General features: G+C 46.0%; 17 protein-coding genes, 1 tRNA gene and 1 pseudogene. 7 read left to right on the top strand and 12 right to left on the bottom strand.

Features of this window, described 5'->3' with window-relative positions; translation table 11 throughout:
* Nucleotides 1–129: 129 nt before the first annotated feature.
* From QZW47_RS13240 to QZW47_RS13275, 8 genes and pseudogenes are all read right to left on the bottom strand, one after another.
* Complete coding sequence (locus QZW47_RS13240; protein ID WP_293127886.1) at nucleotides 130–669, bottom strand: peroxiredoxin; 540 nt, start codon at nucleotides 667–669, stop codon at nucleotides 130–132.
* Nucleotides 670–864: 195 nt separating this feature from the next.
* Nucleotides 865–1,464 (bottom strand): peroxiredoxin, encoded by a 600-nt coding sequence (locus QZW47_RS13245; protein ID WP_293127887.1) that lies wholly within the window; start codon nucleotides 1,462–1,464, stop codon nucleotides 865–867.
* 126 nt (nucleotides 1,465–1,590) lie between these two features.
* Nucleotides 1,591–1,663, bottom strand: a tRNA-Met gene (locus QZW47_RS13250).
* A 138-nt stretch (nucleotides 1,664–1,801) separates the two neighbouring features.
* The gene (locus QZW47_RS13255) at nucleotides 1,802–4,213 is read right to left on the bottom strand and encodes a peptidoglycan DD-metalloendopeptidase family protein (RefSeq protein WP_293127888.1); all 2,412 of its coding nucleotides are present in this window, start codon (nucleotides 4,211–4,213) and stop codon (nucleotides 1,802–1,804) included.
* 586 nt (nucleotides 4,214–4,799) lie between these two features.
* On the bottom strand, nucleotides 4,800–5,261 hold the full coding sequence (locus QZW47_RS13260; RefSeq protein ID WP_293127889.1) for a tRNA (cytidine(34)-2'-O)-methyltransferase: 462 nt from the start codon (nucleotides 5,259–5,261) through the stop codon (nucleotides 4,800–4,802).
* A gap of 240 nt (nucleotides 5,262–5,501) precedes the next feature.
* Nucleotides 5,502–6,653 (bottom strand): glutamate--cysteine ligase, encoded by a 1,152-nt coding sequence (gene gshA, locus QZW47_RS13265; protein ID WP_293127890.1) that lies wholly within the window; start codon nucleotides 6,651–6,653, stop codon nucleotides 5,502–5,504.
* A gap of 641 nt (nucleotides 6,654–7,294) precedes the next feature.
* Nucleotides 7,295–7,594: a cytochrome c oxidase subunit 3 gene (locus tag QZW47_RS30145; RefSeq protein WP_366930874.1), complete on the bottom strand. Its 300-nt coding sequence runs from the start codon at nucleotides 7,592–7,594 to the stop codon at nucleotides 7,295–7,297.
* Between the two features lie 439 nt (nucleotides 7,595–8,033).
* Nucleotides 8,034–8,474: pseudogene (locus QZW47_RS13275) on the bottom strand (cbb3-type cytochrome c oxidase subunit I); the annotation flags it as partial.
* 521 nt (nucleotides 8,475–8,995) lie between these two features.
* Here QZW47_RS13275 and QZW47_RS13280 point away from each other — a divergent pair.
* Nucleotides 8,996–9,664, top strand: coding sequence for an ISAzo13 family transposase (locus QZW47_RS13280; RefSeq protein WP_293127891.1), 669 nt, complete (start codon nucleotides 8,996–8,998; stop codon nucleotides 9,662–9,664).
* A gap of 341 nt (nucleotides 9,665–10,005) precedes the next feature.
* On the opposite strand, the gene QZW47_RS13285 is transcribed toward QZW47_RS13280, so the two are convergent.
* A complete protein-coding gene (locus QZW47_RS13285; RefSeq protein ID WP_293127892.1) occupies nucleotides 10,006–10,821 on the bottom strand; it encodes a cobyrinic acid a,c-diamide synthase in 816 nt (271 codons plus the stop codon).
* Nucleotides 10,822–11,141: 320 nt separating this feature from the next.
* Between QZW47_RS13285 and QZW47_RS13290 the strand changes: the two genes are divergently transcribed.
* Nucleotides 11,142–11,456: a Mo-dependent nitrogenase C-terminal domain-containing protein gene (locus QZW47_RS13290; RefSeq protein WP_293127893.1), complete on the top strand. Its 315-nt coding sequence runs from the start codon at nucleotides 11,142–11,144 to the stop codon at nucleotides 11,454–11,456.
* Nucleotides 11,457–11,790: 334 nt separating this feature from the next.
* Complete coding sequence (locus QZW47_RS13295; RefSeq protein ID WP_293127894.1) at nucleotides 11,791–12,654, top strand: Npun_R2479 family HD domain-containing metalloprotein; 864 nt, start codon at nucleotides 11,791–11,793, stop codon at nucleotides 12,652–12,654.
* A gap of 476 nt (nucleotides 12,655–13,130) precedes the next feature.
* Here QZW47_RS13295 and QZW47_RS13300 read toward each other — a convergent pair whose 3' ends face one another.
* Both QZW47_RS13300 and QZW47_RS13305 read right to left on the bottom strand, forming a co-directional pair.
* Nucleotides 13,131–14,135 (bottom strand): MvdC/MvdD family ATP grasp protein, encoded by a 1,005-nt coding sequence (locus QZW47_RS13300; protein WP_293127895.1) that lies wholly within the window; start codon nucleotides 14,133–14,135, stop codon nucleotides 13,131–13,133.
* A gap of 112 nt (nucleotides 14,136–14,247) precedes the next feature.
* Complete coding sequence (locus QZW47_RS13305; protein ID WP_293127896.1) at nucleotides 14,248–14,478, bottom strand: hypothetical protein; 231 nt, start codon at nucleotides 14,476–14,478, stop codon at nucleotides 14,248–14,250.
* A gap of 199 nt (nucleotides 14,479–14,677) precedes the next feature.
* Here QZW47_RS13305 and QZW47_RS13310 point away from each other — a divergent pair, with 199 nt between their 5' ends.
* The 3 genes from QZW47_RS13310 (at nucleotide 14,678) to QZW47_RS13320 (ending at nucleotide 18,725) form a co-directional block, all read left to right on the top strand.
* Nucleotides 14,678–15,160 carry a hypothetical protein gene (locus QZW47_RS13310; RefSeq protein WP_293127897.1) on the top strand — a complete coding sequence of 161 codons (483 nt, stop codon included), beginning with the start codon at nucleotides 14,678–14,680 and terminating at the stop codon, nucleotides 15,158–15,160.
* A gap of 407 nt (nucleotides 15,161–15,567) precedes the next feature.
* The gene (locus QZW47_RS13315; RefSeq protein ID WP_293127898.1) at nucleotides 15,568–16,542 is read left to right on the top strand and encodes an Rpn family recombination-promoting nuclease/putative transposase; all 975 of its coding nucleotides are present in this window, start codon (nucleotides 15,568–15,570) and stop codon (nucleotides 16,540–16,542) included.
* Between the two features lie 257 nt (nucleotides 16,543–16,799).
* On the top strand, nucleotides 16,800–18,725 hold the full coding sequence (locus QZW47_RS13320) for an alpha-amylase family glycosyl hydrolase (RefSeq protein ID WP_293127899.1): 1,926 nt from the start codon (nucleotides 16,800–16,802) through the stop codon (nucleotides 18,723–18,725).
* Nucleotides 18,726–19,136: 411 nt separating this feature from the next.
* Here the strand turns inward: QZW47_RS13320 and QZW47_RS13325 are convergent, their stop codons facing one another.
* Nucleotides 19,137–20,219 carry a glycosyltransferase gene (locus QZW47_RS13325; protein ID WP_293127900.1) on the bottom strand — a complete coding sequence of 361 codons (1,083 nt, stop codon included), beginning with the start codon at nucleotides 20,217–20,219 and terminating at the stop codon, nucleotides 19,137–19,139.
* Between the two features lie 276 nt (nucleotides 20,220–20,495).
* Here QZW47_RS13325 and QZW47_RS13330 point away from each other — a divergent pair, with 276 nt between their 5' ends.
* Entirely contained in the window at nucleotides 20,496–21,356 is an 861-nt protein-coding gene (locus QZW47_RS13330; RefSeq protein ID WP_293127901.1) for an inositol monophosphatase family protein, read from the top strand.
* Nucleotides 21,357–21,448: the final 92 nt, after the last annotated feature.

The following is a 21,448-nucleotide window of genomic DNA, read 5'->3' on the forward strand; positions in this document are numbered from 1 at the left end:
GAACCTCCGAGTATTCCGCCCTGAGAATTGGCACAATAAGTATTTGTCGCAAAACCAAAACTGAACCGCATACATCTGCGTGTATCTGCGGTAAAAAACTATGAATTAGGATACTTCATTGCCATTTTCTTACTTATCGAAACATTTCAGCAAAGTTTCTACACTAGCATTGTGGTCGATAAAAGAAAACATATGTTTGAAGATCAGTTTTCCCTGTTCGTCCAAAACAAACTGAGCGGGCAAAGGAGCACCCAAAGCTTGACCTGTTTCATAAGCCCGAAACACTCTTACGCTTGGATCGGACAAAAGAGGCATTTTCAAGCCTAAATCTTTAACCACAATTTGGCTTTGGCGGTCGTCGGTGCTTGTAACCATCAATAATTCTATATTGCGATCGGCAAACCGTTCCCAATTTTCATTCAAAGCTTTAATGTGAGGAAAACAGAAAGGGCAATATTGCTTTTCAGTAAAAATTCGAGTAAAAGCCAGAACTACCGGCTTATCGCCCCGATAATTCGACAGCCGCACCACTTTGCCATTATTAATATCCGGCAATTCAAAATCTGGGGTCATCTGTCCCAGCTTCAGTACATTAGTCGCGGGAACAGGCAATAAATTTTGGAAAAACCGCTGATTTAACAAGCCGCTAAAATCAGTAGAAGTCAGCATATGTTAGGGGTTGGGTAATTATAGCAGTTGACAGTTGACAGTTTTAACTGGTTCCTAGGCAAAGCGCCTGGGAACCGAGAGCCAGAGGAAGAGCCTCGCTTAACTGGTTAGTTGGTAACGAGTAAATTCAACGAAAGTCTCTTGTCTGTGCGAGTAAGGACACAGCAGTGCCGTGTCCCTACAAAGACAATCTGCTTAAACCGCAGCAAAGAATACTTTGGACTTAACTGGATCGGGAGTCATAGTCTTGTCACCGGGCTGCCAGCCTGCGGGACAAACTTCATCGGGGTGAGACTGGACGTGTTGAATAGCTTGCAAAGTGCGGAGAGTTTCGTCTACGTTGCGACCGAAGGCAAGATTGTTGATAGTAGAGTGTTGGATGATGCCTTCTTTGTCGATGATGAACAGACCTCTGAGGGCAATGCCTGCTTCTGGGTCGAGGACGTTGTAGGCGGAACTAATAGTTTTTTTGAGGTCAGCAACTAAAGGATAGTTGAGGTCGCCGACACCGCCTGATTTGCGGTCTGTTTGTATCCAAGCCAGGTGAGAGAATTCGCTGTCAACGGATACGCCGAGGATTTCGGTATCGATGTTTTTGAAGTCCTGATGGCGATCGCTAAATGCTGTAATCTCTGTCGGGCAAACAAAGGTGAAGTCCAAGGGATAGAAGAACAGGACTACATACTTTTTGCCTTTATAGTCTGACAGTTTAACTGTCTTGAATTCCTGATCCACTACGGCTGTTGCTGCGAAATCTGGTGCAGCTTGACCAACCCGGAGGCATTCACTCGTCATAGATTTTGTTTCCTGTTTTACGAACTGTTACAAATATATCATAGTCATAACGACTACAAGTATCTTCTCGAAAAATCTAAAAAACACGCTCTCAAAGCTGAGAGCGTGTTTTTTGGGATGAAATCATGGCTCAGGCGGGATTTGAACCTGCGACCTTGGGCTTATGAGTCCCCTGCGCTAACCACTGCGCCACTGAGCCAAACCTACTTCACGATTTATCATCGTAGCACGGTAGGGGGAGCTTTGTCTCGATTTGGAACAATCAAATTTGTTATAGGTTTAGAGCGAAGTTATGAGTTTTGGTAATAATTCAAAACCCATAACTTCCGAGGAGTCGTTATCGAGAAGCGCTGGAGGTATCGTCAGGCAGAAAAGCCATTGGATTGACAGCACCCTGTCCGGCGGGATGGACTTCAAAGTGCAAGTGCGGCCCGGTACTGAAACCCGTGCTGCCCATTTCTGAAATCTGTTCGCCTCGCTCCACCCTCTGACCCTTTTGCACCAAAATTCGGCTGTTGTGGGCGTAGATCGTTTCCGAGCCGTCTGCGTGGGTAATTTCCACCAGATAGCCATAGCCCCCGTCGTTCCACTCTGCATAGGTAACCACCCCGCTGTCGGCGGCCATAATTGGCGTGCCGATCGGCCCTGCAATATCAATTCCCTTGTGCATCCGTCCCCAGCGCCAGCCGTAGCCAGAAGTGAGAACGCCCTTAGCCGGCCAAATCAATCCGTTAGCCGACTGCTGTTTGCTGCCGTTAGGCAGATAAGTATCTGCGCCCGAAAGCGGAGGCAGTTCCGGAGAAACCATGCGTCCCAAAGACGGGTTGCTCAGGGGGTCGTAACCGTCAGATCCCAAAGGAGCCGTGGCCACCACCGGTCGATCGGCTGCACCCGTAGGTGTGAGGTTAATCGGTTGTAGTTCAGCCGCGCGAGCCGGATCGAAACGCTCTTGCTGCTGCTTCTGGACTTGTTGCGACCAACCAGCCGACGGGGGTCTGCTGATTTCATTCTGCACGGCCCCAGCGTACTCGGGGGTGTAGAGGTCGGGATTGACGCTTGGGAGTTCCTGAGACGGGTTGCCGGATGCGACTTGCGTCTCTTGAGCGTCACTTGGAGCCAGGGACACTGCATTTGCTCCGATCGAATTGCGTTCGGCGCGATATTCCTCTCGCAGCCTGACGACTTCTGCCCTCAAGCGTTCGGCGTAAGGGTTGAGAGCCTCAGGATTTGACTCGGGTAAAGCGGTAGCCCGATCGGCATTTAAAGCTTGGGGGCTAGGATTTGACACATAGCTAACCGCCTGCGCGTATGCTCCTTTGTCCGTGGCGGTAGCAGTCGCACTTGCCGCCATTGGCAGGGCGCTGGTGTCAACAGCACCTGTAAATGTTGGTTCGCCTTGAAGCTCCAGCTTTCTGTTGTCGCTAATGGTTTGAGAAACTTGAGTTAGCGGAATGCTGTTTATTTTGGGAACCATCGGTGCTGAAATATTGTTCAGACCTTCTAAGTTCGCCAACGGAGAGACCACCGGCACCCTAGGCGCGCTTGGAGCGACGCTAGCACCGGATAAAGCCGAGGTAGATGCTGGAACCGAAGCTGCCGAGGAGACAGATGTAGAGTTGGATGCCCCATCAGAGGCTGCCGCTTGCACCGCTGGATTGTTCGATCGAAGTTGGGGAATTTTCAGCCGTTGATTGATGTTGAGCAAGTTCGGGTTGCCGAGCTTGTTGGCTGCGATCAGCTCTTTGGGCGATACGCCGTTACGGGAGGCGATCGCATCTAAGGTATCTCCCGGACGCACGCTGTAGAGTGCACCAGCGGGCGCTACGTTAGTCTCCGCTGGGGCAACTACCACAGCCGAGGGCAAACTTGGTGTTGCCAGAGACTTTTCTATTGACTCTAATACTCGATCGCCAGATGCTGCTTGACCTGCCCCTGCACTGGGAATTACCGGTGTGGCAGAGAGGTCGGGAATGCTTGTCTGGGGTGTGGACGCCCCTGATGCGGGCGTCGGTACTGACTCCGGTCTCAAAGCAGGTGTAGGTGAATTGGCTACCCCTTCCGACTCCAACAGAGACCGACCTGATGCTGTAGTGCGGTTTTCCTGTTTTTTCAAACTGTCGATCGCCCCGTCTGCCTTCGGGCCCTCGATCGAACTTTGTGTCGGTACCGGAGTAGCCAGCGGGGTCGCTGCGGTTGGCTGCCCGGATGGGGCTGCACTATCCAACGACTCGGAGCCAGTCAGATTTAACTTTTGTTCGGGATTGACTGTGGCAGTAGTATTGCCAGGGTTCTGTTGTGCCGTAGCTTCGGTAGAGATCCCTATTGGGTTCTCTTTGCTAACTTGGAGTAAGGTCTCGGATGTGATGCTGTTGGCAGTTGCTGGTGCCTTCGGTTCAACTTCATAATCCCGAGACATTTCCCAAAGGGTTTGTCCCTGTTGCACCTTAACTCCCGGGCCTTGGGCGGATAAACCGTCTATTTGCCCGGAACTAGCGGGCCCGTTGGCCGAGATTGGCTGGACTTCAGCGGTGGATTCTGCTGTCGGTGAGAGTTCAGACGCGCGAGCGCTGTCTCCGTTTCTCGGCAGCAGGATGCCAGAAGCACCTACCGATATGGCCAGCCCGAGCGTGGCGAGAGAGCGAACTCTGCCTGTGCTGGGGTTTGTCTGCTTGGACGGCTCCGCAGAACCGTCTCTGTCGATTTCACTTGCCTGAACAGGCTGATTTTTTTGGGGATATGTTCGTTTCAAAAAAACGACCTCCTACTGAGAAGCGCTAACTGTCCTTGGAAACACTCAAGGGGCTTGCATGATGCTGAATTTAAATCAACAACCAAAAATATTCCGATTGTTGAGAGCGATCGTGCTTAGGCAAGATTACCTTGCTTTTTTAATTTAGACAAGCTCGAACCGTCAGAAATTTTGAAATTCTCGGTCAAACTCGCTGCAATTATACCCAAAAGCCTTACACAGCAATAGGTGGAACGAATACATAAAAATATGCGCTCCGGCCGAGCTAAGACTCTCACCTATTATCAAACTCTATGCTAATTTCCGGACAGCCTACAACCGTATATTTACTAGATATCGATAGGCTTCAAGCACAATCCGGCGATCCCTGACAGCCTAAATCGCTGAAATCCTTTGTTTTTGTAACTGAATCTTCTTGCCAGCAATATTGTATTGCTGATAACAATCAGTTTTGGGAACGATAAAATATATTAATCTCTGCTATCTAAATTTCTACAGCTTTGATACAAATTTCTTATATTTAAACGAAGATGTAGCAGCCCCTGACAGTTATTAAATATCTATATGTGTATGCGTTGATAATCATTTATCCCAGCTCGCCCAACTGTCGTTTAGCCTCAAATAAACCTACAGCGGCGCTGACGGAGAGGTTCAAACTCCTGACTCCCGGTTGGCTCATGGGAATAAAAACTGTGGCGTCACAGGCATCTAACACGAGTGGGGGAATGCCGACAGTTTCCGAGCCAAACATCAGCCAGTCGGTGGGCTGAAATTGGAATTGGGTCAAACTGTATCGCCCGCCAGTGCTGAATCCGATCGTTCGCCCTCCCCGCTGCTGGCGGCAGGCAAGAAAAGCAGTTAAATCTTCGTGACAGTGAAGATTGACATAGGGCCAGTAATCTAAGCCGGCTCGTTTCAGGTAGCGATCGCTAATTTCAAACCCGAGCGGCCCGACTAAATGAAGTTCCGTGCCTGTGGCGGCACAAGTGCGGGCTATATTGCCAGTATTCGGGGGGATTTGTGGGTGAATTAAGACAAGTTGAGGCATGAAGCTAATTAAAAGCGGAGAATACAGCTATTGGGAAATATAGAAATCTACCCAAAGGTAGATACAAGTTATAGCTTTTATTTATAACCTGCGTCGAGTTCAATTGATTAAATATTCTGATTTGTTTTTGGGCGCCGCTCTTCAAGTGTGGCGCCGGAGCTTGGGGCTATGGGGATGATTGTCTAATAATGCTGAGTCTGGGGACTATTGAAAGCCCCCGCGATCGCCACAGCAGGTAGTTTAGGCAACTAACTGAGCGCACAAATTGTCTTCGAGCTCCCATTCTTGGCGAGCCATGCCATCAATCCCTTGGAGAATAATACTGCGGGCATCCAAACCGCTATCGTGAAGTTTCAACCACTGCTGGGCGGTGTTGCCTTCCCGGAGAATCTTTTTGAGCGGCGACAGAAAGCAGCTAAAGCCGCGTTTCTTGGCAATCGGCAAAACTTCCTGGTAAATTTCCTCAATCCAATCTCGCGCCAAAATCTTTCTGCCGTCTTGCCAGTGGGTGAGTTCGGCATCCAAACTTTGCCGGGAAGCAGCAATTTCGTTAGCGTCGGTGAGGGCAACTAAGTCTTGGTTGCGCGTGGCTGCGGGCAAGGTGCTGAGTGCTAAGGGGTCTAAGCTGGGGTCTTCCATCATCTGCCAAATCCGAGCTTCTAGCAAGGCAGTGATGGCCAACAAAGCCAGAGGATTGACTTCGAGATCGCAAATTCTCAGTTCGAGGCGGTTGAGACAGTAGGGGCGACGATCGCCATTTGGGCGTACAGCAGACCACAAATGGCGGACATTTTGCATACTACCAAGTTGTAGCTGTTCTTCAGTCCACTGGATGTAATGCTTGTGACTTTCAAACAGGGGGACGACGGCGGGAGTTTTGGGAAACAAACCCCAGCGCGTCGAATGATAACCAGTGACTGCGCCGTCGAGGAAGGGAGAAGAGGCGCTCAAGGCAAGGTACAGCGGTGCTTCGACGCGGGCGAGGCGGATAGCGCGCATCAGCATTTCTGGTTGGGAGATGCCGATATTGATGTGGATGCTGGCGGTGACGACTTTGGTGCCGTAGGTTTGCTCGATGTAGGTGTGGTAGGGGTTGTTGGGATCGGAGCGGTAAAATCGATCGCTCCCGCCGAGAGACAGGGTACTTCCCGGCAACAATGTATAGTCGCCCAATCCTTTGAGATACTCGCGCAGCCGGACTCGCGGCTTGACTAAGGCGCACAGCAGGCGATCGTAGGAGCATAGCGGGGCGGTCGTGTACTCCACATTGCGACTATCAGGCTCCCGCACAAATCCCTCTAGATCGGCGACAATGCGATCGGACAGACCGACAACCTCACCTTCGGGCGTACCGGTATACATTTCTACTTCAAAGCCTTTTGACAGCAGCACATTTGTTCCTCAGCTAAGTTGAGTGCTAGCTTCTATTATCCCAAAAATTGACCGATTCTTACTATCTGCCACAAGGGAGAGTTAACATTTTTCGCAACGGGTACTCAAACCCGGTTTTTCGGTGCTTGCAAGTTTGAACGTTGGTGCAATTGCCCGTGTGATAACAGGTGGGAATTGACCGTCCGGGCGATCGCACAGTCAAAAAAACTCTCTTTCCCGAATCTGTCGCCTCTGCCAATTCTACCCTGAATGACCTGGCCTAGATTGGCGATCGAGAGACGATTGAAAAAAAACAGCAAAATTTGTCACGAAATAATGGCAATGAATGATGCTAAACAGCCGATTGACACTCCCCGCCGTAAAACGAAGGGGGATTCTTAAGAAATTTTCACTCTTAACGGCTGTGCTTTCGCAGCCTCTAGACACTCCGCTTAAACGATCGTGCTTACTTTTCTTCAGAATATTTGCCACTCGGTTACAGTCAGCGTTAACTATAAAACCATGCAAGAGTGATACAGCCCGCGCTTAAGTCGTTTCCTAGAGAATTGGTGCTAAGCCAGTAGAATTGCCCAAACACTGAACTTGGGAAGAGTTACAAGCACTATCAAAACCGCAAGGATAGGGTTGCCAAAAAAATAGAACTACCACAGGTAAACCAGCGAAAACAAAACCAGCCAAATCACATCTACAAAGTGCCAAAACAAAGAAGCTGCACTCACGCCGAAATGACCGCCGTTGTAATTACCCGGAAGGAAAGAACGGACAAGCATAATTACCTGCAAGATCAGGCCGACAAAAACGTGCAAACCGTGAAACCCCGTCAGCAGATAAAATGTCGCCCCGAACAATCCTGTAGTCAGCCCAAAAGATAGGTGGTTCCACTCGATCGCCTGACCGATTAAAAAGTAAGTTCCCATCAAGGATGCCGTCAGCCACAACAAGCGAAATAAACCGAGTTTGTGGCGATCGAGGGCGCGTTCGGCAAACTAAATGACAAAACTGCTCGAAACCAGCACCGCCGTGCTAATCGCAGGTTTAAGCACCTCTAATTTCGGGACGCCCGGAGGCAACCAGCTAACCGTTGTCAGTCGCAGGATGATGTAGGCGGCGAAAAAACTCAGGAAGACTACGCTTTCTGAAAGCAAGAACACCGTCAAGCCAAACATCGCGTTTCCGTGCTCGTGAGAATTTTGGTTGCTTCCTTGGGGCGAAGAGTGGCGCGATCGCCCTGAATGGGTAGGATTTGCCATGATTGAAGAAGGAAGAAGGAAGAAGGAAGAAGGAAGAAGGAAGAAGGAATAAAAGCTGATGTTTCAGTAATTAAAAACGTCCTAAACGTCGGGGGCGATTGCTATAGCTGGTTCAGGGATGAAATTGTAGCTATTCTGGGGCAGAAGTTTGGGCGATCGACTCTGGAGAATCGACGTAGTGGTAGGGTGGCAAAGTCACCACCGGAATCTCGGCGAAATTCTCCACAGGCGGCGAAGAAACAGTCCACTCCAACCCCGTAGCGTGCCAAGGATTATCACTTGCTTTCGGGCCCTGTAGCCAGGAAACAACCATATTGACGATAAACCGCAGCGTCGCCACCCCCAGCAGAAATCCTCCCAAACTGGCGATGACGTTCCACCCCTGGTATTGCGGATCGTAGGAAGCCACCCGGCGCACCATCCCTGTTTCTAGGTGCAGCTTTCCTCCCCAGACGGTAGCAGTCCAAGCGAATACCTTGACGCCAGTGGGTACGGCGACCAACATTGTGGAGAACATGAACACCATCCGCATCCAGCCGGGAGTGCCGCTGGCGAACATAGTATAATAAACAAATGAGTGAATATCAATTAATTGACATTTGAATTTCACGGTCAAAATTTATCCTAATTCGATATTCACCTGTTTTTGTCGCTAATAATTGGTTGGTTATTTCAAGTCATTTTCTATACATAAATTATGTATTATTCCTCTAATATTAATGCTCAGATGCGGAAACTTTATCAATATTTATCGAAAAAAATCGAATATATGCAGCAATAGAAGCCGAAAAACCTGGCTATGGTGGAATTAGTTACATAGCCAGAATTTTCGCATTAGACAGGAATACAATAGCCAAAGGCATTAAGGAATTAAAAACTGAATCAAATACTACTTTTAATCAACACAGAATTCGTCAAAAAGGAGGAGGAAGAAAAACTAGCGATTCTCAGATACCTGGTTTGAATGAAACTTTTTTAGAAGTGTTAAAAAACTACACAACCTGCTCCCCAATGAATGAACAGATAAAATAAACTAATCTCACTCAACAAGAAATAGTTGAAGGTCTGAAAGCTCAAGGTATAATAGTTAGTGTGACGGTTGTTCAAAAGTTATTAAAAAAGCACGGATATGTGAAACGTCAAGCTCAAAAAAAACCAACAACAAAAATTACAAAGAATCGGAATGAACAATTTAAAAATCTGGCTAGGATTAGTAAAGAGTATGAGTTACAGGGAAATCCTATTATTAGTATGGATACCAAAAAAAAGGAATTTATTGGAAATTTATATCGCTCAGGGACTCTGTATACTACCGAAATAGTTACCACGTTTGACCATGACTTTTTTAGTTTGGCTGATGGCAAAGTAGTCCCCGATGGAATTTATGATCTGCAACATAACCGAGGATATTTAAGCCTAGGCATCAGTAAAGATACGAGTGAATTTGCTTATAAATCGCTAAAATCATGGTGGATAAATTACGGCATCTCTCTCTACCCTCAAGCACGTTCAATTTTGATTAAATGTGATGGAGGTGGCAGTAATAATTCTAATCACTATATCTTTAAGTCGGACTTGCAAAAATTAGTGAATGAGCTAAATATAGAAATCAGAATAGCACATTATCCTCCCTATACATCCAAGTATAATCCAATTGAGCATCGCTTATTTCCTCATGTAACGAGAGCTTGTCAAGGAGTGATTTTTACCAGTGTTGAGTTAGTCAAAAAACTTATGGAAAAAACCCACAAAAAAACGTGAATTTCTGTGGTAGTAAATGTGCTTGATAAAGTTTATGAAAGTGGTCGAAAAGTAGCTCAGGGATTTAAGGAAACAATGAAAATTATTTTTGATGAATATTTGCCAAAATGGAATTACCGTGCAGTTCCGATAATTGAGTAGATAGTGAAGTTATTAAATTTTCATTCCTTATCTCATTTCTTCTTTCTCAAGGTTGATAACAATTTTATATGGAGATATTCTATCGCGTGGCATCCCTCGCTGGCGATGCCTTCCGGGCGAAGTCGAAGGGAGGTGATATAAGGATCGAAAATTTTGGTCTAGACCCTCGGGAGGGGGCTTGTATCGGTTTTTGGGTGGGATCAATGAATAAATTGCAAGTCAGTAGGAAATCTTTCTTCTTCTGGTTCTGGATCGTAAATGTAATCGCAGTCAAAGCGCAGAGCTTGAGAGTGGCGACTGATGGAAAATCCGCAGTGAGTCACCATTTTTGTAGTAAAAGTTGCCATGACTAACTCAATGAGTTTTCTATAATAAATCCTAGGGGATTGAACGTAATAAGCGCGTCTGGCAAAAAATATCCTCTCATCTTTCGGTACAATTATACTATTAATTTTGTGTGCGTGTTGAATCGGCTTGATGTAGCTTTCAATAAACTGCGACTGATTTTTTTGCAGTCTGGCTAATCTTTCGTGTTGTAACCAGCTCATTTGAAACACAATTTTAATGAATTCAAAGCCCAAAATGTAGTTAAAAACATTATTACGTTCTTCTGTGTTCAATACGAAGCGGAGTGCCGATTCTAAATATTGGTCTGTTTCCCGACTGGCTTGTTGAGCTGAGTGGATGTAAAATTGTTTGATGTAGCTTCTTAAATCAGATTCGTGTAATTCTTTTTTGACTCGAAATCTGATTAAATACTCTTTGACTCGCTGTAGAGTATCTACATCTTCAAACATTTTTGAGACTAAGCCATCGGCTGTGTAGTCATCTAAAAATTCGGCTTGCAATTCTGGAGTAGATGCACACAATATGTAGCATAGGGACAAGACGTAGCGCCTTTGGTTCCAAGGCAAGCTTTCGGCCCAAGCCTTAACTTCTACAGGCAGTTTTTCCAGGACGGTATCTGTATCGGGACGTTGAGAAAGGTCGGCATCTTTATATTTTTGTTTAATCATTGCCTGAAACCTGATTTTACTAAATTGACCGGATAATATATTTCAGGGAAGTAAGATGGTAAAGTAGAGGCCGACAGTTGCCAGTTATATTTCTTTTTTGAATCAGTCTTAAGATACATGATGTACGGGGCACAGGACGTGATCTCTCTCACACTTTTGCGAACTTGGCATCACAACTGCGAGCTTTAAATATCACATTTTGGCGCCGCGAGTGTCACGCGCAAGACTTATTTATATAACTGTGGTAAGGCGAGGTTGGGTTGATGATATAGCAAGGGTGATTCATAACTTTTTGTTAGTGATGATTGCTGAGGTAAATCATGAGCTCCACTACAAGTATTTTTCCTAAAAATCGGTACCAAGACTTAAGTGTTACTGATCTCCTAGTTCAGCCAGTCCGACAGTGGCTAGATAGCATCGCAGTAGGCGATCGGCAAGCAGCACGGTTGTTGTGCCAACTTATACCCGCACAGTGTCCTTTTGAGAGAGATATCCAGCTATGGGGACACCATCTTTTGCTCATACCGCCGATGTCCAAGCTAAATCTTGTGTATAAGGAATTAGTGGGGTTGCGTTTTCGATCGCTCTGGTTTTTGGCTGACGTATGTGGGGAAGATGTAACGCCCTACTGCTAGTACAGGGGTGTCATACCTCGATCGCCCGTTGAGCTGATTTTTTTAGCTGGTGCATCGCTTTGTTAGTTGTTCGCTCCGTCAATGTAAATCGAGGGGTGCCATACCTCGATCGCCCATCGATCTCTATTTTTTAGCTGGTGCATCGCTTTGTTAGTTGTTCGCTCCTTAATTTGTGTCGTTATCGTTGATAATAGTTGATAATATCAGTGGATGCCTCTAGAGCGGAGGGGGCATCCATTATGGCTGTTAAATCAACAATAACATCAAACTGTAGCAGCCGACAGCATAAATATAAAAATAATTTAATAAGCTACTTTGGCTCAGGAAAGTGAATATGTTTAACGCAACTGAACTGTTAATTAACGATTTTGTAAATCGGCTGATTGAAGGCTACCGCCACACCTACGGCGGGTTCAAATCAGACTATGGCGAGATTATTGCTTGGGTAGCCGATATGGCTTTGGAAAATATTGCGAATAGCGATGCTCTTTACCACAATGTGGAACATACTATTTTAGTGACCTTAGTGGGACAAGAAATTCTGCGCGGGAAGCACATCCGCGAGGGCGGTGTTTCCTGCGAACATTGGCTGCACTTTCACATTGCTTTGTTGTGCCACGATATCGGATATGTTAAGGGCGTTTGTCTGCAAGATCGAACAGATTTGGGACTGTATGCGACGGGAATATGCAACACAAAAATAAACCTGCCTCGGGGAGCGACGGATGCGGCTTTGACGCCTTATCATGTCGATCGCGGAAAAATGTTTGTTGAAGAGCGTTTTGGTAGTCACAGACTGATTGATGCCGACTTGGTGAAGCGGAATATTGAGTTAACTCGTTTCCCGGTTCCTCGGGATGAAGACTATCAAGATACTGTGAATTATCCGGGTTTGGTGCGGGCGGCGGATTTAATCGGTCAGTTGAGCGATCCGCGATATTTGCAAAAGGTTTCTGGGCTGTTTTACGAGTTTGAGGAGACTGGTCAAAATCAGGTTTTGGGGTATAAAAATCCGGCGGATTTGCGGGAGGGGTATCCTAAGTTTTATTGGAATGTGGTTTATCGGTATGTCAAGGATGCGATCGGCTATTTGGAACTGACGCAGCAGGGGAAACAAATTGTAGCTAATTTAAGTGCAAATGTGTTCCGGGTGGAGCATTCTGAGGGGGGAGTTGAGGAGGTGGCTGTAGTTCGTTAGGGTTTAGTTTCTTTCTCAGGCGGGGCACCAGAAACCGGGTTTTTCAGTCAACTATCCCATCACAACTTTTAATCTCAGCAAAAAACCCGGTTTCTTTCCTAGGTGGAGCACCAGAAACCGGGTTTTTCAGTCAACTATCCCATCACAACTTTTAATCTCATACCAATTTTCAGAAGTCATGCAACAGTAGCCGTAGGGTGCGGATACATCGACAATCCTCAATCAAGAGCCACAATCTAATAGCGACGCACCTGCTCCATCGAGAGCTGAGGAATCAACCCTCCATTTCACTCCGCCTAACATTTTTGTCTTAAGCAAGCTTTTTTATCAATGGTATCAGCAAAAAAACCCGGTTTCTTTCCTAGGCGGGACACCAGAAACCTGGTTTTTTAGTCAACTATCCCATCACAGCTTTTAATCTCAGCAAAAAACCCGGTTTCTTTGCTACGCGGGCGGCCAGAAATTCCTGATAAAATTCAGCAATCCTGTTGATATTGAAGCGCTAAATCTTCGATGAGTTCAACCATTGCGCGAACCATCGGCATTTTAGTGAGAATTTCGACCCAATACCATTGTCCATTGGGATTTAGTTCGATAAAATAAAGCGTATCGTCATCGTCGCGAATGATGTCGAATGCACCAAAATTCAAGCCGAAATCGTCAAGCATTTGATGGAGTTTGTTGAGGTAATCTATTGGTAGTTGATCGGGTACGTGAACGAGTTTGTCTGGTTCGGTGACGCGCCAATCCAAGGTCACATCTGCATCGTTGGTATGTTCGGCATCAATGCGACAAACAAAACTTTGCTTACCAATTAATGTAACGCGATACTCTGCCTTCTTTTGAATGCGTTTTTGAATGAAAACAGGTGCCAATCGAATGCTCTCTCGAAATTCCTCAAGTGTTTCGACATCAATGGGGCGAGTATAACAAGCATACTGCTTGTCATCATGTAAAAAACCAGAGTAGCGCATCGGTTTGACAATGCACTTTCCCTGTTCTGTCACAAAGTTGCAAGCAGCATCGTAGGAATTTGTGACGAGTGTAGGAGGGATAGTAATTCCCAGTTTTTTAGCAATTGGAATTTGGTTGATGCGATGGGATGGCAATCTAATTTTGTAGTAGTTATTGACCCACTTTGCTTTAGGATATAAGCCAGACAGAGAGTACATCAAAGATTCTGTTTCTTCTTGACAATACTTGATTGCCCAAGCATCATCAACTTCGGGAAATACTTGATAGTCGTTAGGTTTGCGCCACCAGATTACGCCGATTTCTTGAGCTTCTTTCAAGGAGTCTTCAAAAGACAAAAAACTTTGACTGGGATTGCCAGAAGCTTGCCATGAGTAAGCATATTTGCTTTTTTGAATAAAACTTTCTGAATTCAATCGAATTGCTCGAATATTTGATTTTTGCAATTCGCTGATAACGACATCCGCATGAATGTCAGTCTCGGATGTCACGATTAAAAGGTTATTCATAACTAAATCTTTTGAAATAATGTTGACAGTGAAAGACCTATAATGCAAAAATTCATACAGGTCTTTCAAGAAAAAAAAGGGCTATCGAATTATCTGTTAGTAATTCAAAATTCTAGTCGTCCTCTTGTGTGTCGTCATCGGATGTTGTAAAAGGCCAAGTACCTTCTGTACTGGAAGAACTCCGAGTACACCAGGAGCCGCTCATGGAGGTGATGTTGGAGGTCTGTGTGCTGGGATCGTAGCTAAACGTTTCCTCAACGGAGATGCCGTACTTGGGCAAGATGCTCAGGTGCATCATCAAAGGATTTGCTTTTTTGTCGAGAGCGAGTTGGGTAGTCGTCATAAGTTAGTTTCTTTGAGCGATTGTTTCACTTTCACAATGCTACAGTTGAATAATAAATTTGTATAGTCGAAAAAGGTCGGATAAAGTCGTATAATATAAAAAGTTTTGATAAAGCTTTAATCGTTTTTGTATTCAAGGCGAAAATAGTCGGATCTAGACGGTTTTAGTTCGATCGCTCGGATATTGTGAGGAGGCGCGGGTGAACGTTAAGGAAGCACTGGCTTTTGCGGATGAAGTTGTCTTTGCGAAAACTGGCAAGCATTTAGATGATATGCAAGTTGGTGTGATTGAGGGCGTTTTGAAGCGGCAAAAGTACGGCGATATTGCCCAAGCGCTGAATTGTACTGAGGGTTATGCTAAAGATGTGGGCTACGAGCTATGGCAGTTGTTCTCTGATTCTTTTGGAGAAGAGGTTAATAAGTTAAATTTGCGATCGGCGTTGATTCGGAAGTCGATGATTAGCAATGTTACTGGCGGCGTTATTAATGGCCATCATAATGTAATCGGCTCGGTGAATATCTGCAAGTCATCTGAAGAGTCGCCTGAGTTTTTGCGGGGAAAGCAGCAGGCGAAAATTGAGGCGATTGCTCGCTTGCAAGCAATAGGATTGAGTGATGAGCAAATCGTGCAATGTTTGGATCTGACGCTAGAAGAGATTCGACAAGTCGATTTGACAGAATAAGTAGGTTGCTCTAATTAAACGTAAAACGCTTTTCTGTTAGATACCCGAATTCTTTAAGCAGTGGGGTATCTCGGTGTGCTGTTTTTTGAGGAAATCAGCTATAACTGAAATCTTGCACCAATGTCAATAAAGGGATTTTCGATGGGGGAGGGCGGGTTTGCTTAACCTGTCTGCAAGCTTTAAGGCTAATGGCGAACCCGCCCCTACAGCTAATTGAGAATGGTGCAATATCTCAGTTATAATTGAAATCAGTCAAGACAGCTTAATTTTCAGTTTATGAATTCCCGGTGTGGCGGAACATCGTAAAAAATGACCATCCCCACACAGCTCAGCAAATCTTTAAATGTTTTGATTGTCCTTGCCAGATAGATTGAGTCATTGCAGCGCTAGGAGAACGAAAAATTACCATGAGATTCATTAACCCCAAAACCGACTTTGCATTCAAAAAGATTTTCGGTTCTAACGAAAGCAAACCAATTTTAATCAGCTTTCTGAATGCCATGATTTATCATGGAAATTCCACGATCACCGACTTAGAAATTATCGATCCGTATTTACCATCCAAAGTTGCTTATCTCAAAGATTCTTACCTGGATGTTCAAGCAAAACTTGCAGGAGGCCAAATTGTAATTATTGAGATGCAAGTTTTAAATGTGGCATCTTTTGCAAAACGAGTTGTATACAATACGGCAAAAGCTTACTCAACTCAACTTTTCCGCGGTCAAGGATACTCTAAATTAAAATCCGTAATTGCTTTGACAATTACTGACTTTGAAATGTTTGACCATGACCAAGAAGTAATTTCTCACTTTTTGTTCAAGGAGAAAGAACGTTTATTTGAGTATCCCGATCCAGGAATGGAAATGATATTTATTGAATTGCCGAAATTCAACAAACAATTGGATGAGTTGGCAACTTTGACTGATAAGTGGGTTTATTTTATGAAAAACGCTCCTAGTTTGGAAGTAGTGCCGTCAACAATGGAGATTGTCTCGGAAATTCAGCAAGCTTTTGCGATTGCTAATGAAACTAACTTGAATGCCCAAGAGTTGAAAGATTTAGAAGATCGCGAGAGGTATATTCTGGATCAGCAAGGTGTCTTGCTCAAGGGTATTGAAGAAGGACTTGCACAAGGAATTCAGCAAGGACTCGCACAAGGCAAACAAGAAGGACTCGCACAAGGCAAACAAGAAGGCAGAGAAGAAGGCAGAGAAGAAGGCAAACAAGAAGGCAAACAAGAAGGCAGAGAAGAAGGACTCGCGCTAGGAATGCGAGAAAAAGCTCTCGAAATTGCTAGGCAACTTCTCAATGTCCTTGACAATCAAACTATCAGTCAAACTACTGGTTTGAGCGTTGAAGATATCCAAAATTTGCGGGAGTAATAGAACGGAAGGACTGAAGTCCTCACTACAAACCACAATCAAATTGGTTTGTAGTGAGGACTTCAGTCCTCGTCAAACGAGAGAGGACTGAAGTCCTCACTACGAACCTATAGAGGACTTCGCCATCTGTCTAAAGGAAGATTTTATTCAACGAGTAAATTACGTATTATGCTGTAAAAGTCAGTCTGAAGGAAAAGCTATCTCCGACTCTCACTCCGAATCACTGACCAATCTTACAATACAAAAAAATAAATCTCATGACATCAGTCACTCCGAATCAAACTTCATCTCAATACGAAACTACCGAACCTGAAGAAAAAATTGAGTCTCTGGTACAAGAAGTTAAGCCAGAAAGCGAACTCGATTTAGAATTTCTGTACACCAGAGACATTGAATTCCGCCAAGAAACAATTTATTTCATTGTAGTCGATCGCTTCCATGATGGCGATCCCACAAATAACGAAGGCCCAAACCCTGAACTTTACGATCCTGAAGGCAAAAACTGGGGCAAATATTGGGGCGGCGACTTGCAGGGAGTGATCGACAAACTCGATTACTTAAAAGATATGGGTGTTACCGCAGTATGGCTGACTCCGCTTTTTGAGCAAGTAGAGGCATTATTTGTTGAACAAGCTGCGATTCACGGCTACTGGACAAAGGATTTTAAGCGACTAAATCCCCGGTTTATTGCCAAAGGTGACAATCCTTCTGTCAACCAAACACAAGAAACTAAAGATACTGTCTTTGACAGATTAGTAGACGAGTTGCACCAGCGAAAAATGAAACTGGTGCTGGATATTGTCTGCAATCACAGCAATCCGGATTTTAGCGGTAAAAAAGGGGAACTCTACGATGATGGCGTCAAGATAGCTGACTTTAATGATGATCGAGATGACTGGTATCACCATTACGGGGAAGTTACAAACTGGGAAGATGAATGGCAAGTCCAAAACTGCGAATTGTCTGGTTTAGCGACGTTCAATGAAAATAATACTGAATACCGCCTTTACATTAAATCTGCAATTAAACAGTGGCTGGACAGAGGTGTTGATGCTTTGCGGGTTGATACTGTTAAGCATATGCCGATCTGGTTTTGGCAGGAATTTAATGCTGACATTTTAACGCACAGACCTGATGTTTTCATTTTAGGGGAATGGATTTACAGTGACCCGAGGAACGATCGCTCTGTGGAGTTTGCTAATGAGTCGGGGATGACTATTTTAGATTTTGGTCTGTGCGTGGCGATTCGAGAAGCTTTGGGATCTGGTGCTGAAGCGGGATTTCAGTTAATTCAGGATGTTCTGGATTTGGATCACCGCTATTACGGGGCGACAGAGTTGATTACTTTTATTGACAACCACGATATGCCGCGGTTTCAGTCCTTGAATGCCGATCGACAAATGCTGCAATTGGCGATATGTTTAATGATGACGACTCGCGGCATTCCTTGTCTTTATTACGGTACTGAACAGTATTTGCACGATGATACTGAAGGGGGAAATGACCCTTACAACCGCCCGATGATGGAAAAGTGGGATACTGATTCGCCGATTTATCGAGATGTGCGGTTGCTGTCTGGATTGCGGCGGCTGAATCCTGCTATTTCGATGGGGAGTCAGTGGCAAAAATATCTAACTCCTGATGTTTATTGTTACGTGCGCCGCTATCGGGATTCTGTGGTGTTTGTAGCGATGAATCGCGGCAATGCTGTGAAAGTTGAAGCGGTTGATACTGAGCTACCGGATGGAGAGCATACGGAGGTTTTGTCGCGCCGCAAGTTTGATGTTAAAGATGGGATGCTGTACAATTTAGAGCTGGGCGATCGGGAAATAATGATTTTTAGCCGCGTAGGAGAGCGAGTTAAGGCTAAAACTATTGTGCGGGCCCAGCTTAACAGTGTTAAAAGTCAGCCTGGGGAAAGAATTGTGGTGATTGGAGATTGTCCGGAATTAGGGAATTGGGATATTAGTAAGGGTTACGCGCTGGAGTATATCAATACTAATACTTGGTTTGGGGAAATTCCTTTTAATGAAAGTGCGGGGAAGTTGATTTCTTATAAGTATGCGCTGCTGCGGGAAGGAATGTCGCCGCTGCGAGAAAATTTGGTTTGTCGCCGCTGGGTTTTGGCTTCGGAAGGGACTGTAAAATGGCGGGATCAGTGGGCGAGCGGACGTGAGTCTTGAGTGTGGAGGAGGCTATAAATCCTGCTCCACCTAAAATTTTATGTTGGGTTGCACGGGCTTCTAGCCCTTGGCTCGGCAGGCTTTGTGGCTGGTTTTACCTATTTTTTAGAAACAGGCTAGAAGCCTGTTCCACCTAAAATTTTATGTTGAGTGGCACGGGCTTATAGCCCGTTGTTCGCAGGCTTTGTGGCTGGTTTTACCTATTTTTTAGAAACAGGCTAGAAGCCTGTTCCACCTGAAAATTTATGTTGGGTGGCACGGGCTTCTAGCCCGTTGCTAGCAGGTTTTGTGGCTGGTTTTACCTATTTTTTAGAAACAGGCTAGAAGCCTGTTCCACCTGAAAATTTATGTTGGGTGGCACGGGCTTCTAGCCCGTGATTTAGGGTGCGCCACCAGCACCCTAGGATTTGATTAAAGCGATCGCAATTTTTCGACTAAAGTATCGACATAACCTTCGCTGTTGTGCTGGTTCACGATCGTTTCGTAGCCCCGCTGTGCTAAAGATTCGGCTGCTTGAGGATTTTTTAGCAAATCGACGATCGCCTCGCGCAAACCTGCTGCATCTCCGACATCGACCGCTTTAGCAACATCCGCCCCTAAATAATCTACCATACCTTGAGTGCGAGTAATGGCGACCGGGCGCTTGCAGGCGGCTGCTTCCAGCAAACCCTGCACTCCAGCAGCATATCTATTGTCCGTCAAACAAACTGCAACTACGTCTGCATCGCGATAAAGCTGTACTAAATCCGGCCATTCGTAGAATTTGCGAGACATATTTTCGGGCATAGTATCGGGGAAAGCTTGCGATAAAGCTTTGGCATCTTTAGAAAAGCCGCTAATTTTTACGTCCACATCCAAGTCAGCAGTTGCTGCTGCTAAAAGTCGGTAGTCGCGTTTTTCTAGTCCGACGCTAACCACTGTTTGCCGCTTTTTGTCGGCCGAAACGGGGCCTGGTGTGAAAAAGTGGGTGTCTGTCTGTTCTAACAGCACTAAAACGCGAGATTCGGGTAGACCTAAATAGTTGCGCGCGAAGTTTGTTTGAATGCTGGTGCAGGCCATGAATATGTCAATTTTGTCGGCCAAACCGAATAGTTTCAGGGCGACTCGGCCGCGCAGCCGATCGATATTGTGGCAATATACAACAATTTTCGGGCGCTCCTTCAGGGCCCCGCACACCGCAGCCACTGGAATGCCAATGTCCTCGCCGGTACAAAATATCACGTCGTCGCTGCTGACTTGCTCGGACAACTGGCGCGCTAAGGCCCAATGTTGGGGCCCTGAAGAAATTTTCGATCGCGCCTTGTCGCTCCAGGATATGCCGAGGCCGTCGGGGGAGTGAACTGTGGCATTTAACCGCTCTTTCATGGCGTGCAGGACGTGGCGGGGGCATTTGCCGAGTTTGGCATCGCGGTCAATGCCATCGAGGTCTATTTTGCGACCTAATGCTAAATGATATTTCAAAATATTCTCCTTACCATGCTGGGGCTGGGACAAACGATCGAACCTGAGAAAGATTCTATCCTCTACAGTTGAAAGTGCTGGTGCGTGCGATCGATTTTCGCATTCAAGATTTTCGATTTGATGTTACCGATGAATCTTGCCAATTGAGCCAATCCTCTCTGGCGCTGGTATCGCCACCGCCCGCCCCGCGCTTGGGAACCGGGTGTGTGAGGACACCCGCGGGCCCATCATCGATAGTCAAAAACAGTGACTTGGGTCGATCGATTCAAATGACTTAAGCTTTTATGAGCAAAGTTAGCTGAAGCATTTATGTTTAACCTCATGTATATTTCTCCAGAGCAAGACCAGAAAATTCGCTACATCATGCGCGAGTGCGGTCAAGCCGCCTACAGGCTTGCTGCGGCACCTTTTGAAGTTTCCGAGAAAGGCCCGGACGACTACGTGACGAGTATCGATCGCTACTTAGACCGACAACTATCAGCAGCATTTAGCAATTTGTTTCCTGAAGACGGCACGATCACCGAGGAAAACACCGCCTCTAGGGCAGCTTACCGGGGAAATTACCAGCGCTTGTGGTGCATCGATCCCCTGGACGGGACGGAGGGATTTATTCAGGGAAAACAGCACTACGCTGTGATGGTGGGGCTGCTGCTGGAGGGCGAACCGGTGGCTGGCTGGATCTACGCCCCGGCTTTTGACCAAATGTATTTTGGCGGCAAAGATTGGGGATTGTTCCAAACTGTGGGAACCTCCGAGCCGCAGCCGATCGCCCTGTGCCAACCCCCGGCTCCGACAGCGCTCAATTGTAAAATTATTCTCGGAGACAAAGACCACAAAAACTACGCCCGGGCGATCGCCCAAAGCATCCCGGGAGCAGAATTTTACTCGCTGGGAAGTTTTGGCTTAAAAGTCATGGAAATTATACAAGGTCGAGCCGGTATGTACCTGTATTTCAACGGCAGAGTTAAAGTGTGGGATACTGCCGGCCCTCTGGCTCTAGCAAAGGCAGCCGGATTGGTCTGTTGCGACTTGCAAGGTCAACCGCTGAGGTGGACGGCCGATGCGATCGAGCCGGAGTCTTTGGCCCACAAGCAGTCAATGGCGATCGGCTGGCCGGACTACATAGAACCCCTGCTGGGCAAAGTTCAGGAGGCAGTCGCACGCTGTTAAACCCCTTGAAAATTAAAGAATCTGCTAATTGTACGTGAAGCGCGCCTCTGTACCCTTATCATCAATTAAAGGAGCGATGATAAGTAAATTTC

It is taken from the genome of Microcoleus sp. bin38.metabat.b11b12b14.051 (genome assembly GCF_013299165.1).
In the GTDB taxonomy this organism is placed as follows: Bacteria; Cyanobacteriota; Cyanobacteriia; order Cyanobacteriales; family Microcoleaceae; genus Microcoleus.

Excerpts from the sequence above, each read along its gene's own strand:
- QZW47_RS13245 (WP_293127887.1), bottom strand. The coding sequence starts at position 1,464 with ATGACGAGTGAATGCCTCCGGGTTGGTCAAGCTGCACCAGATTTCGCA.
- QZW47_RS13285 (WP_293127892.1), bottom strand. The coding sequence starts at position 10,821 with ATGATTAAACAAAAATATAAAGATGCCGACCTTTCTCAACGTCCCGAT.
- QZW47_RS13305 (WP_293127896.1), bottom strand. The coding sequence starts at position 14,478 with ATGACGACTACCCAACTCGCTCTCGACAAAAAAGCAAATCCTTTGATG.
- QZW47_RS13320 (WP_293127899.1), top strand. The coding sequence starts at position 16,800 with ATGACATCAGTCACTCCGAATCAAACTTCATCTCAATACGAAACTACC.
- QZW47_RS13315 (WP_293127898.1), top strand. The coding sequence starts at position 15,568 with ATGAGATTCATTAACCCCAAAACCGACTTTGCATTCAAAAAGATTTTC.
- QZW47_RS13290 (WP_293127893.1), top strand. The coding sequence starts at position 11,142 with ATGAGCTCCACTACAAGTATTTTTCCTAAAAATCGGTACCAAGACTTA.
- QZW47_RS13240 (WP_293127886.1), bottom strand. The coding sequence starts at position 669 with ATGCTGACTTCTACTGATTTTAGCGGCTTGTTAAATCAGCGGTTTTTC.
- QZW47_RS13260 (WP_293127889.1), bottom strand. The coding sequence starts at position 5,261 with ATGCCTCAACTTGTCTTAATTCACCCACAAATCCCCCCGAATACTGGC.
- QZW47_RS13300 (WP_293127895.1), bottom strand. The coding sequence starts at position 14,135 with ATGAATAACCTTTTAATCGTGACATCCGAGACTGACATTCATGCGGAT.
- QZW47_RS13330 (WP_293127901.1), top strand. The coding sequence starts at position 20,496 with ATGTTTAACCTCATGTATATTTCTCCAGAGCAAGACCAGAAAATTCGC.
- QZW47_RS13295 (WP_293127894.1), top strand. The coding sequence starts at position 11,791 with ATGTTTAACGCAACTGAACTGTTAATTAACGATTTTGTAAATCGGCTG.